This is a genomic window from Nocardia sp. NPDC088792 (genome assembly GCF_044750615.1).
Taxonomy (GTDB): domain Bacteria; phylum Actinomycetota; class Actinomycetes; order Mycobacteriales; family Mycobacteriaceae; genus Nocardia.
Window position 1 is genome coordinate 1 of the sequence record NZ_JBIVKC010000010.1, and the last position, 11814, is coordinate 11814.

An 11814-nucleotide genomic window follows, 5' to 3' on the forward strand; every position below is an offset into this window, starting at 1 on the left:
AGCACGGATCTCCCAACCACACATGCTGATCCCTAAAGTGGCTTCCAAGCTCGGAGCACTCACTCGGACCCATCCTCAATTCGGCATTACCGCGCACCAGGAAGCGCTGTCGGCCAACCAGTTTGGACGGCCGACCAACGCCCGGGTCGCGACAAGAGCGTGTGCCGTCCTTTGTGGCAGTCCTTGTGCTGAGGGCAGCGTGAGCGGACCGAACTCCGTTGTCAGAGAACGGCAATCAGGCGGCCTCAGAATCGGACGTTGGTTTTTCCGGTCCCGATGACGATGTATTCATTCAGTGGATACAACGTCTCGCGCGGCCGACCCGAGGCTGTTTCGCCGACTGCGATCTCGTAGAGGTACTCGGCACCGTACTTCGCCTCCCTGTCAAACACATTCTGGCCGTATGAGAAGCGGCCGCTCCCGCTACCCTCGTCCTTCTCAATCTTGATCAGTGCAGTAACAAGGATCTTCGACGATGTCGAGCTGCCCGCATCGACACCTGCTCTCGAACCAATAACTCGTACCGCTTCCCGATTTCGGTGGCTGGCGCTGTCCCGCCCCCAGTGATGGAGTCCAGGCGGCCACTCGGCAGTTTGTTCAGACTTATGGGGCTGGCAGTCCAACCATCAGTACCGGACACGAAGGTCTCCATGGCAGATAGAAGAGGTGATACGTAGCACTATGGTCGATGATCTACGCGGCGTGCCGAGTTTCTGCAAGTCCCTCTCATCGGCAGTTGCGGACGTTCGGCCGGCCTTGGGATCGCCACGGCCGGTTGATCTTCCGCAGCGCCCTGCTGGCCGGTTCGGTCAGCGCGGTACGCGGCATTTCAGGACGTTCGTACGTGGGCAGCGCTTCTCACACCTCGGCGTCGGCCGTCCATCGCAGGCTGATGTCCGGCTTGGTTTAAAGCCGAAGAGTTTTGCCGAGGGTGTGATCGCGGAATTCGGTCCGAAGCCGTTCCCAACTTGAGGACTTCTCGACAGCCACCGTTCGCACACTGTCGAGTTCGAGATCAGCGAGCCGGTCATTGCCCACTCCCAAAATCAGGCGTACCTGGTCGTGGTCGGGGTGGATCTCCATCTCCACCCATGTATTTCCGCGCTGCAGGCGGAATATAGCAGCTGTGAACAGCCACAACTCCGCTTCGTAACTCGCATCGGAGTACGGACCCGACAACCCCTCGAGGTGCGGCCATCGAGGCTCGGCTTCGAACAGCCAGATGAGGTCAGTAAGGTCTGGCGGCGGATCCATGGTCATGGACATCTGATCCTACTGATGAAGCCGGCCGTGCATCGGGTGCAGATGGGCCGGACCGTTTCGCTCATCGGCAGTTCCGTGTGCTCGGCGGGTCTGGGATGGACGCCGCCACTTGAACTTCCAGCGCCCCACGCTGGCCGATTCGCCCAGCGCGGTCCGCGGCATAGAAAGACGGATGGAGTTGCATCGTCCATCCGAATACGGAGCTTGCTACTTTGTCGGGGTGGATGTTGTCGATGTTGTTCTCGTTGCTTTGCGGCTTCCGGTTTCAGACGAGGTAGCGCGCAAGTGGTGGAACGGCAAGGAGTCGGCGCTTGATGACATGATCATCGACTGCCCCCGTCTGTGGCTCGGCCAGTGCGATCTCCGCAGCGTGGGCGAACCATATCGGCATGACCCAGCAGGTCGGATTTCCGGCCTGCTGTTCCTCAGGGGCACTATTCAAGAATATCGTCTGCCGCAACTCGATATGCCACTGTCATCTGAAATCATGACAGCACTGCAACCTCGGCCAGACGATCTGCCCCTCAGCGTGGCTGCGGAGTCCGACGTCCGAGAGTTTCTGGACAACCATTCCGGCTGGTACCTAGTAACGGAGTAAGTGCCACGCCGAGATCAGAAGCCTTTGATCTCGGGCACATCCCAACTCGGCAAATCAGTGCGTTCGGTCGGCCTCGGATCGACACCGCCGGTTGATCATCCGGCGCACCGCGTTGGCTGGTTCGGTCAGCGCGGTCCGCGGCGATTTAGTGCGTTTGCGAGATCGACTGTCGGCCAGCGTGGGTGGAGACAGCGTCGTAGCGACGCGGGTGTTCGGCGGACGAGGAACCTGCATTTCTGCGGAATGCCTAGCTGACCGAACAGTCGAGGATCCGTCCGTCGACAGTGCCGATCAGCAGCCGCTCTGGCCTGGTGAGTGTGAGCGACAGAGGTACCGCGGGTTGGCCGGCGACTGCCAGGCGCTGCCGCCATCGCACGGTCCCGTCCGAGGTGCATAGGGCCACCAGCTCACCGGAATTCAAGGCGACGTAGACCGTGTTCTCGTCGCCGTCCAGGGCGGTGACGGGGACGTCGGCGGTGAATACCCACCGCACGGCTCCGTTCAGGCCGCTGCGCCGGACAACGAAAACGTTGCCGGGCAGCAGGCCGGCACCGTCGTACACAGCCCCGGCGTGTACCAAGTCCCGGTTCCCCGCACTGCCCACCTCGATGCCGGGTCCACCGAAGAGGTGCCCGGCCCGCTCGGTGTTCCACTCGAGGGGGAACAGCTCCCGCACCGGGGACTCACCGTAGCGACCGGCTGGGTCGACGGCAACGACGCGCTTGTCCTGCGATGGCTTGTCCTCCTTGCCCTGGAGGAGGAGCAGTTGCCTGCTGTGGCGGATCGGAAAAGGATGGTTGAAGAGGTCGAATCCCCCGAATGGCACGCGTATCTCGGGAGTTTCCCCGGCCGGGCCGATCAGCGCGAGCAAGCCCTTGCTCCGGTCCAGGTCCGTGGATCTCAGGGCGAGCCAGCCATCCTCGCGTGTAGTGAGTGTGACCGAAGAGTCCAGATGTAGGGAGGCGAGCACTGTCCCGTCCTCGAGCGACACTCGCACGACCAGCGGTGGCTCGGTGACCCGTTCCCTGCCGACCCAATGCCATCTCCGCCGGTCCAGGTTGACCCAGGCATCGAGTTGACCGACCCGGACCACGAGCTGTCGGCCGCCTTCCTCATCGCGGACGCGCCACTGCAGTCGCCCGTCGGGCAGCCATGATTCGGCCAGAACGCCTTCTGCACAGGCCAGCACCCGCCCGTCCTGCAACTCCTGGACATCCCACACTTGCCGGCGCGGTTCCCACGGCGTCCCGGTCAACGCGGCAAGCAACCCGATACCCCGACTGGCCGCCACTTCTGTTGCGGGGCGCTCGAACTCGACCCGCTGCCCGGCGAGCTCTTCACGCTGCACCGAACCGCCCGCGACATTGCTCCAGTCGAGCCGTTCCAGGACCGCGGAGAACGCATAGGAGTGCGCCGTGGCGTCGTAGTGGCCGTCAGGAAATTCGTCGGATGGAGCCACCACGACCTGCAAAGCTTGATCGCTGACCCATTCGACGTGCAGTACCTCGCGTGCCCCACGCTGCACCGAGGTCGCCTGTCCGGACCGTAGATCGAGGATCAGTAACTCGCCCTCGAAGGCGTATCCCCCGTCGTAGGCCCCGGTCCCCACGGCCACGATCGGCAAGATCGGGTGAAAGGCCATCGAATGTACCGGCCGCTGCGACTCCACCACCCACCGGCACCGAAGATCCTGCGCGCCATAGATTCCCACCCGGTACTGCCGCCACCGGTCATCGGCGGTCCCGCAACCGGACCACCCGAGATACCCCAGATCGCCGCCTACGGCGACAAGGCCACGCTCCTCGTCGACAACGACCGTCGAAGGCTCGCCAATCTCGGCGAAGGGCTGATCAACGAGTATGCGGCGAACGATCAACGAACCGGACATATAGCTATAGCTCCTAGGTATGCCGCAGCCGACGTCCTCGAGTGCGGTTTCGCTGATCCGCTTGCTCGGCGGATAGGTGTTGCCCGACATGGGCATTCGTCGGCGGCGACTCGGGCGTCGAGAGCCTGGACGGCTTTGTCACACTGGTCGCGGTCGAGCAGAAATGGGCCGAACGCGCCGTAGATATCGGCCGCGGGTTGCATACCCGCGCTGATCTCGAAGGTGTCGATGAGATCAGTCAGAGGATGATGGTGCCGATATCGGGGAAGGCCTGGAGAACACCCCCGCTTTGGGGTGGCCCTTCCGGGGGTCACCGGCTGCGGCGCACGGCGCCTTTCCCACGAGAAATGATCACGGCCCAACCGTAATCCGCGATTGCGCATCCCGCAAAAGCAGAACGCTTCAGATCTCAACGCGCCCGCGACTTGACACTGAAATGGAGCCGATATGGTGCGTCCGGCCGACTCCGGATCGGCAGTCTCAGCTGATCTTCCAGGTCCTGGGCTGGCCGGTTCGGTCAGCGCGGGTTGCGGCAGATGAGTGCGCGTCGGGAGCTTCGCTCTTGGGAACGTGTGACCGGTCGTGATTACCTTCCTTCACGAGGAGTACGGCAGTACGGGGAGGTTATGTGGCTGGATTCTCGGTCCGCATCACGAGGATGCCTGATAGCAAGGGGTTGCTCGGTGTACTCGATCCGAACGCCTACAACCCGTCGGTGAACGACCACCGAAACCGGCGATCTGTGTTGTCGCACTTCGATTCCGAGATGAGTCGGCGCAGCCTTCTGCTTTGGGCGACAAGCGCCGAGGATAGCTGGACTATCGATCTGTCGACCTCACCGGTGGATCCGGGTGCGTCGATCCAGATGCAAGCGCGAGGCCCGATCGTCGTGACAGATGGCAGGCTGGTTGTGGTCAACTCCGAGATGTTGGAGATCGTCGCCCAGTGCGAGGCGGACGTGACTGGGCCCCGATGGCGGGTCCACCGGTTATGCGAGTTGTGGCTGTTGCTCGAACTCGGTCGGTGACCATTGCTCACGGAATGCGTTGGGGCTGAGGAAGCCCAGGGATCCGTGTGGCTGGTAACCGTTGTACTCGATGCGCCAGTCCTCGGCAAGAACCTGCACCTCGGTCAGCGAATGAAACACCTCGCAGGTCAGGAATTCGTCGCGGAAACGCCCGTTGAACGACTCGCAGACACCGTTCTGCCACGGGGATCCCGGGTCGATGAACGAGGCATCGACACCGGTGAACCGACACCAGTCGGTCATCGCGTGCGCGGTCATCTCGGTACCGTTGTCCATGCGGATATGCGCCGGACTTCGACCGGTCGCCGCGATGATCTCGTCGAGCACCGAGATGAGCTGATCGGCGGTGCAGGAGCGGAATGCTCTGGTGGCCAGGGCTTCTCGCGTGAACTCGTCGACGATGTTGAGAAACCGGACCTGGCGTCCGTCGACGGTGACATCGACCTGAAAATCCAGCGCCCACATCTGATCCGGGAACGACGCCTTCAACCGCTGATTGCGACCGGGTCCGATGCGGCGTTTCTTGCGGACCCGGCTCGGTCTCTTCAAACCCTCCTCACGCCAGAGTCGTTGCGTCCGTTTATGGTTGGTGACAAGTCCGTCGCCGCGACACAACGCGTGCGCCTTGCGCCAACCCCACCGCGGATGCTTGCCCGAGATCACCCGCAGCCGAGCCCGCAACGCCTGTTCGATCTCGGCGACCGCCGGCCGACGGCGTTGCACCGACCGCGACTGCCCGACCACGCGGCATGCCCGCCGTTGCGACACCCGAAACCGTTGCTGCAGAACCACCACGGCCCTGCGGCGCCGATCCGGGCTCAAAAGTTTCCCCGGTTCACTTCCTTGAGCATGTCGATATCGAGGGCCTGCTCGGCGACCATCTTCTTCAGCCGCGCATTCTCACGCTCGAGCTCCTTGAGCCGTTTGGCGTCGTCGGACTTCATGCCGCCGTACTGGGCTTGCCAGCGATGCCAGGAAGCCTCGGAAATCTCGAGGTGCTTGCACACCTCCTCGATCGAGAACTTCTCCCCGATCAGCTTCTCGCCCTCACGCAGCTTGCGGATGATCTGCTCGGGAGTGTGTCGTCGTCGCGCCATGTCGTGAACCGTCCTCCTGCACCCATTCTGGTGCATCAGAACTCTCACAACCGCTGGACCTGCTCAAAGGGCTCCAGTCAGACGATCTATGGTTTGACTTGAACTGGCATGACAACGGGTTCGAATTGCCGAATGGTTCCTATGTCTGCACGGTCACACTGCTCGACAGCTCACCTGATCGCGCCGAAGCCGACAGCTATCACCTGCAGTTCATTCCAGGTAACGCTCCGGTCTGGCAAGAGCCCGCATGGTTCGAACGATGGCGCTGGTAGAAGCCGACACGCAACGACGGCGGTCGGCGTGGGCGTGCGTCGCCAAGGCTGAGATGATCTTGACGCGTTGATCTTCGAGCCTGCCGCGTGGCCGCTTCGAACCGTGCGGCTCGCGGTAAGAGGGGATGTCGGTTCCGGGGATTGTCTACTTCATCCCGAGGGCGCGGAAGAGCCGATCGTAGATCTCGCGGATCGCCTGCTGCTTGCGTGCGTTGTAGTCCATGACGTTGCCACCTCCGGGGATGGCGGCTCGTTTGGCGTCCTCGTAGAGCGCGCGATCTTCGGGGTGATCGCGCAGCCAGTCGCGGAACATGCGCAGTCGGATGGTCTCTGGACAGTGGGGACCGAACACGTGCAGGTTCACTCGAGGGTCGGCAAGCCGCAGGCACCGATGTTCGTGAAACGACGGTTCCCGGATAGTAAGGTAATAACCGAGGTGTTCGAGCGGGGGGACATATACGCTCTCCTGCCGTGAGTCGGCCACAGTGAGAACGATGTCGATGACATCTTTGGCGGCCAACCCCTCGACGGCAGTGGATCCGACGTGCTCGATATCCAGGACCGCATCACCGAGCGCTGCGCGGATGTCGCCGGCCAAGACCGAAAAACGGCGCGGCCACAGTGGGTCGTACGGGACGATCGTGATCGCTTCCGATGGGGGCGGCCCGTTGACCCAAGGGTTCTCGGTGGGGTCGGGCTCGCGGTGGCGGATGATCTCCTCGAATGTGGGCATCAGACAAAACCTAATGGCGTGGCGAGGGTTCCGACAAGAGTTCAGCCTTGGCGTGGACGCCGGGCGGGCGGCTTCGGCCGGGCGGGCTGCCGCGGGCTCAGCGCGCGTCAATATGGCGGCTGGTGAAAACCCGTCGAACTACCTTTAGATGGACCGAAATGGTGGGCGCCGTCGGGGATTGTCTCGGAGATTTGGTCGGGGGTGGGATGGGGGTGAATGGTTCACTATTGCAAGGGATTCTGGGTGGTGGGTGGGGCTGATACGGTGGCGGGGTAGGTGTGCTGGTAGTCGGGAGGTTGGGTCGGTATGGGTGCGGTCGGGGAAGTGAATCAGCGGTGGGTTCGGCGGTTCAATCCTGATCCGGGGGCGGGGATTCGGTTGGCTTGTTTGCCGCATGCGGGTGGGTCGGCTAGTTATTTCTTGCCGGTGGCTCGGGCGTTGGCGCCGGGGTGTGAGGTGTTGGCGGTGCAGTATCCGGGGCGGCAGGATCGGCGGTTGGAGCAGCCCTTTCAGAGTGTGGGCGAGCTTGCGGATGCTGTTGCCGAGCAGTTGTTGCCGTGGACGGATCGGCCGTTGGCCATTTTCGGGCACAGTCTTGGTGCGCTGGTGGGGTTCGAGGTTGCGGGGCGGTTGGCTGAAAAGGGTTGTGAGCCGGTGGCGCTCATTGTTTCTGGGCGGCGTGCACCGTCTCGGGTGCGGTCGGAGAATGTTCATACTCGAACCGACGCAGGGATTCTCGCGGAAGTGGACGCGCTCGGTGGTACTGATCCGGTAGCGCTGGCCGATCCTGAAATGCGGCAGCTGGTACTCGCCGCGTTGCGCGCCGATTACACCGCGGTGGAGACGTACCGCTACGTCGAGCGCACACCGTTGCGGATGCCGATTTCTGCGCATATCGGTGTGGATGATCCGCGGGTGACGTTGGATGAGGCGCAGGATTGGGCTCGGCACACCTCGGGCGGGTTCGAGTTGCAAGCCTATCCGGGTGGGCATTTCTATTTGAATACCGAGGCGGCTGCGGTGATCGCGAACCTGCGCCGCGTGTTGCGTGCGGCGCAGGCCGGGTCGTAGCGAACCGGATTCACGAAGCGCCGAGCCAGTTGTCGACGGCTCGGGCGACGATTTCGGCGTGCTCTTCCATCATGGTGAAGTGGTTGCCCTGGGCGTCGACGACGGTGTGGGGGAAGTCCCAGGTGGTGTGCCAGTCTTCGCCGTCGGGCCAGGGGCCGGTTGGTTCGCCGGCGCGGACCAGTAGTACGGGGGCGTTCATTTCGGCCAGTTTCCAGCTGGCGAGCAGTGGGGTGAACCAGGCGCCGGCGGTTACGCGGGAGTCGTCCATCGGTGTGTAGGCGCCCTCGCGTTCGAGGGTGCCGAGCATGAGGGCGTCGCTCCATGCCGCCATTACTGGGCTGTCGGGTGAGTAGGTGTCGATCAGTACCATGCGTTGCGGGCCTGCGCCCAGTTCTTCGAGCCGGCGGCAGATTTGGTTTGCCATGAGCCCGCCGGCGGAGTGTCCGACCAGTACGAAGGGTGCGCCGTCGGTGTGGCGCAGGATAGTTTCGGCTTGTAGGCGCACGCTGGCGTCGAGGTTCGCGGGTAGTAGTTCACCGGCGGCGTAGCCGGGGTTGACCAGTGCGTGTACGTCGCGGTGGCCGCGGAAGATCGACGCGAAGCGGGCGTACTCGTGCGCGCCGGACAGTGGGGAGAAGGTGCAGCAGCAGATCAGGCCGGGGCGGGTATCGCCCTGCGCGAGGCGGGTCATTCGAAGTGCGCCGCCGAATTCGGAGGGGTCTTCGAATTTGGGCCGGAATTTGGAGATTTCGACCAGGCTCATGGCGAATTCGGTGGCTTGTCCGACCCGGTTGGCGTCCTGCCAGAGCCGGCCCAGCATGCCACCGGATTGTGGTGTGGCGGTGGCTGTTCCGGTGAACGCGGCGAGCAGGTGCGCGGCGAGCTCGCCGGGTGTGGGGTGGTCGAAGGCCATGCTGGTGGCCAGTTCGAGGCCGGTGGCTTGTGATAGGCGGTCGCGCAATTCGACCGCTGAGAGCGAGCTCAGGCCCAGTTCCAGGAACTCGCGGTCTCGATCGACGGCTTCCGAGCCGTCGTGGCCGAGGACGAAAGCCGCGTGGGCGCGCACCAATTCGAGCATGACCTGTGCGGGTTCGGCCGTCTCGGCCAGTCGTTCGCGTAGCGCGTCGGGTGATTCGAGCGGTGTGGGCGCTGTGCTCGCCTGCACCGAAATGCGGCCTGTTCCAGCATCATCCGGCCAGTAGCGGCGGTGCTGGAAGGCATAGGTCGGCAGGTCGATGCGCCGGCCGCCGGAAAGCAGTTGCCGCCAGTCGATGCCGACGCCGCGGACGTGCAGCTGGGCCAGCGCGGTCATCACGGCCGCACTCTCGCCTCGATCCCGGCGCAGCAGCGGAACGAAGGCCGCCTCGGCAGCCGACGCCACGCAGTCGCGGCCCATTGCCGCCAGCACGGCATCGGGCCCGAGCTCGGCGAACGTGGACACGCCCAGACCGTGCAGCCGCCGGATGCCGTCGAGGAAGCGCACCGGCTCGCGCACGTGCCGCACCCAGTATTCGGCGTCGTAGGAGTCGATGAGTTCGCCGGTCAGGTTGGACACGATCGGGGTTCGAGGTTTCTGGTAGGTCAGCCCTGCGGCCACGCGCCGGAAGTCCGCGAGCATCGGTTCCATGCGCGCGGAGTGGAATGCGTGGGAGACGGTCAGCCGCTTGCCCTTCCGATCGCCGGCGATCTTCGCCACGGCTTCCTCGTCGCCGGACAGCACCACCGCTTGCGGTCCGTTGACCGCCGCGATGCTCACCCCGTCGATCAGCAGCGGCAGTATCTCCGCCTCCGAGGCGCGCACCGCCACCATGACCCCGCCCGCGGGCAGCGCACCCATCAACCGGCCGCGGGCGCTGACCAGCGTGCACGCGTCGGCCAGTGACAGCACGCCCGCGACGTGTGCGGCCGTGATCTCACCGATGGAGTGGCCGACCAGGAAGTCCGGCGTCACACCCCAGTGTTCGGCGAGCCGGAACACCGCCACTTCGATGGCGAACAGGCCCGCCTGGGTGAACGCGGTTTCGTCGAGAGGGCCGTCGTCGGCGAAGAGCACGTCCCGCAGCGAGCCGCCGGTCACGGTCGAGCGGTCGAATTCCCGGCACACCTCGTCGAGTGCGGCCGCGAATACCGGGAACAGTCGATACAGTTCGCGGCCCATGCCCGCGCGCTGTGCGCCCTGACCGGAGAACAGGAACGCGACCCGGCCCGGCCGGACCACACCGTCGACGAGATCGACCGCGGATTCACCGGCCGCCAGTGCGTCGAGGCCCGCCGCCAATCGTTCGGCGCTGTCGGCCACGATCACGCCCCGATACTCCAGCGCCGCACGCGAAGTCGCCAGCGAGTAGGCCAGATCGACAATGCGCCCAGTCGCGACCAGCGGCCGCAACTGCGCGGCCTGCGCCCGTAGCGCTTCGCGACTGCGCCCCGAAATCACCAGCGGCACCACATATCCCGAACCAGACACCGAATCCTCGGCTGTATCGGTGTCGGAGACCGCAGCGGGCGGGGCCTGTTCGAGGATGACGTGTGCGTTGGTACCGCTGATCCCCATGGACGACACCGCAGCCCGGCGGGGATTGCCCGTGTCGGGCCAGACGCGCGGCTCGGTCAGCAGTTCGACCGCGCCCGCCGACCAGTCGACATGCGGTGAGGGCTCGTCCAGATGCAGGATGCGCGCAAGGCGGCCATGTTGCAGGGCCAGCACGGTGGCGATCACGCCGGCGACCCCGGCGGCGGTCTGGCTGTGACCGATATAGGACTTGAGCGCACCCAGCAGGACCGGCCGGTCCCGGTGCTGTCCATAGGTGGCGAGCAGGGCCTGGGCCTCGATCGGATCGCCGAGACTGGTTCCGGTCCCGTGGGATTCGACCACGTCGATATCGGAAGCGGCCAGGCGCGCCGAAGCCAGTGCCTGACGGATCACGCGCTGCTGCGACAGTCCATTGGGCGCGGACAGGCCGTTGGATGCACCGTCCTGGTTCGCGGCGCTGCCACGCACCACCGCCAGCACCGGATGGCCGTGGCGGCGCGCGTCGGAAAGGCGTTCCAGCACGAGCATCCCCGCACCCTCGGACCAGCCGGTGCCGTCGGCCGCGGCGGAGAAGGGTTTACAACGCCCGTCCGCGGCCAGGCCGCCCTGCTGCGCGAATTCGACGAACAGGCCCGGTCCCGGCATCACCGAGACTCCCCCGGCCAACGCCAGCGTGCATTCCGAGCGCCGCAGTGCCGTGCACGCCAGGTGAATTGCGATCAGCGAGGAAGAGCAGGCGGTGTCCACGGTGAGGGCGGGCCCCTCCAAGCCGAGTGCGTAGGCGATCCGCCCGGACATGACGCTGGTGGTGTTGCCGGTGAGCAGGAACCCGCCGACGCCAGCGGGTTCCGCGGCGGCGAGGGTATCCAGGTACCCGCAGTAGGCGCCGCCGATGTACACCCCGACCTGGTCGCCGCGCAGACTGTCGGGTGCGATGCCGGCGCGTTCCAGCGCCTCCCAGGCCCCTTCGAGCAGCAGCCGTTGCTGGGGATCCATGGCGAGCGCCTCGCGCGGTGAGATCCCGAACAGGTCGGCGTCGAATTCGGCGACGTCGCTGAGGAATCCGCCTTCGAGGGTGCCGGAGTACTGTCCCTCGATCTCCCATCCGCGTTCGGCCGGGAAGGGTGCGATGGCGTCGCGGCCGTCCTGCAGCAGCTGCCACAGCTCTTCCGGAGAGGTCACCGATCCGGGTAGCCGGCAGCTCATTCCGATGATGGCGATGGGTTCGTCCGCGGCGTCGGTGAGGCGTTTGTTCTCCTGCCGCAGGGTTTCGTTGTCCAGCAGCGACGTCCGCAGCGCGTCGACGACTTCCTCGAATTCCGTGTTCACCGT

General features: G+C 64.7%; 8 protein-coding genes. 3 read left to right on the top strand and 5 right to left on the bottom strand.

The window, feature by feature from the left end; genetic code table 11:
- Positions 1 to 906: 906 nt before the first annotated feature.
- Positions 907 to 1260: a hypothetical protein gene (locus ACIP5Y_RS46825; RefSeq protein ID WP_400360306.1), complete on the bottom strand. Its 354-nt coding sequence runs from the start codon at positions 1258 to 1260 to the stop codon at positions 907 to 909.
- Between the two features lie 112 nt (positions 1261 to 1372).
- On the opposite strand from ACIP5Y_RS46825, the gene ACIP5Y_RS46830 reads away from it, so the two are divergent.
- Positions 1373 to 1861, top strand: a complete 489-nt coding sequence (locus ACIP5Y_RS46830) for a hypothetical protein (RefSeq protein ID WP_400360307.1) — start codon at positions 1373 to 1375, stop codon at positions 1859 to 1861.
- Positions 1862 to 2108: 247 nt separating this feature from the next.
- Here the strand turns inward: ACIP5Y_RS46830 and ACIP5Y_RS46835 are convergent, their stop codons facing one another.
- Positions 2109 to 3839: a hypothetical protein gene (locus ACIP5Y_RS46835; protein ID WP_400360308.1), complete on the bottom strand. Its 1731-nt coding sequence runs from the start codon at positions 3837 to 3839 to the stop codon at positions 2109 to 2111.
- A gap of 568 nt (positions 3840 to 4407) precedes the next feature.
- Between ACIP5Y_RS46835 and ACIP5Y_RS46840 the strand changes: the two genes are divergently transcribed.
- A complete protein-coding gene (locus tag ACIP5Y_RS46840) occupies positions 4408 to 4776 on the top strand; it encodes a hypothetical protein (RefSeq protein ID WP_400360309.1) in 369 nt (122 codons plus the stop codon).
- Here the strand turns inward: ACIP5Y_RS46840 and ACIP5Y_RS46845 are convergent.
- Positions 4738 to 5873, bottom strand: a protein-coding gene (locus ACIP5Y_RS46845) for an IS3 family transposase (protein WP_400360310.1) whose coding sequence is annotated in 2 segments (ribosomal slippage) — positions 4738 to 5609 and positions 5609 to 5873 — 1137 coding nt in all. Because the reading frame shifts where the segments join, the coding sequence is not laid out codon by codon here. The genes ACIP5Y_RS46840 and ACIP5Y_RS46845 overlap by 39 nt on opposite strands.
- Positions 5874 to 6290: 417 nt before the next feature.
- Positions 6291 to 6878, bottom strand: a complete 588-nt coding sequence (locus ACIP5Y_RS46850) for a GrpB family protein (RefSeq protein ID WP_400360311.1) — start codon at positions 6876 to 6878, stop codon at positions 6291 to 6293.
- A 306-nt stretch (positions 6879 to 7184) separates the two neighbouring features.
- Here ACIP5Y_RS46850 and ACIP5Y_RS46855 point away from each other — a divergent pair, with 306 nt between their 5' ends.
- On the top strand, positions 7185 to 7949 hold the full coding sequence (locus tag ACIP5Y_RS46855; RefSeq protein WP_400360312.1) for a thioesterase II family protein: 765 nt from the start codon (positions 7185 to 7187) through the stop codon (positions 7947 to 7949).
- Between the two features lie 10 nt (positions 7950 to 7959).
- Here ACIP5Y_RS46855 and ACIP5Y_RS46860 read toward each other — a convergent pair whose 3' ends face one another.
- Positions 7960 to 11811 carry a type I polyketide synthase gene (locus ACIP5Y_RS46860; RefSeq protein ID WP_400360313.1) on the bottom strand — a complete coding sequence of 1284 codons (3852 nt, stop codon included), beginning with the start codon at positions 11809 to 11811 and terminating at the stop codon, positions 7960 to 7962.
- Positions 11812 to 11814 lie beyond the last annotated feature (3 nt).

Bases quoted from the DNA above. Each gene is read 5' to 3' on its own strand.
- ACIP5Y_RS46850 (WP_400360311.1), bottom strand. From the start codon at position 6,878: ATGCCCACATTCGAGGAGATCATCCGCCACCGCGAGCCCGACCCCACC.
- ACIP5Y_RS46855 (WP_400360312.1), top strand. From the start codon at position 7,185: ATGGGTGCGGTCGGGGAAGTGAATCAGCGGTGGGTTCGGCGGTTCAAT.
- ACIP5Y_RS46840 (WP_400360309.1), top strand. From the start codon at position 4,408: ATGCCTGATAGCAAGGGGTTGCTCGGTGTACTCGATCCGAACGCCTAC.
- ACIP5Y_RS46835 (WP_400360308.1), bottom strand. From the start codon at position 3,839: ATGTCGGGCAACACCTATCCGCCGAGCAAGCGGATCAGCGAAACCGCA.
- ACIP5Y_RS46825 (WP_400360306.1), bottom strand. From the start codon at position 1,260: ATGACCATGGATCCGCCGCCAGACCTTACTGACCTCATCTGGCTGTTC.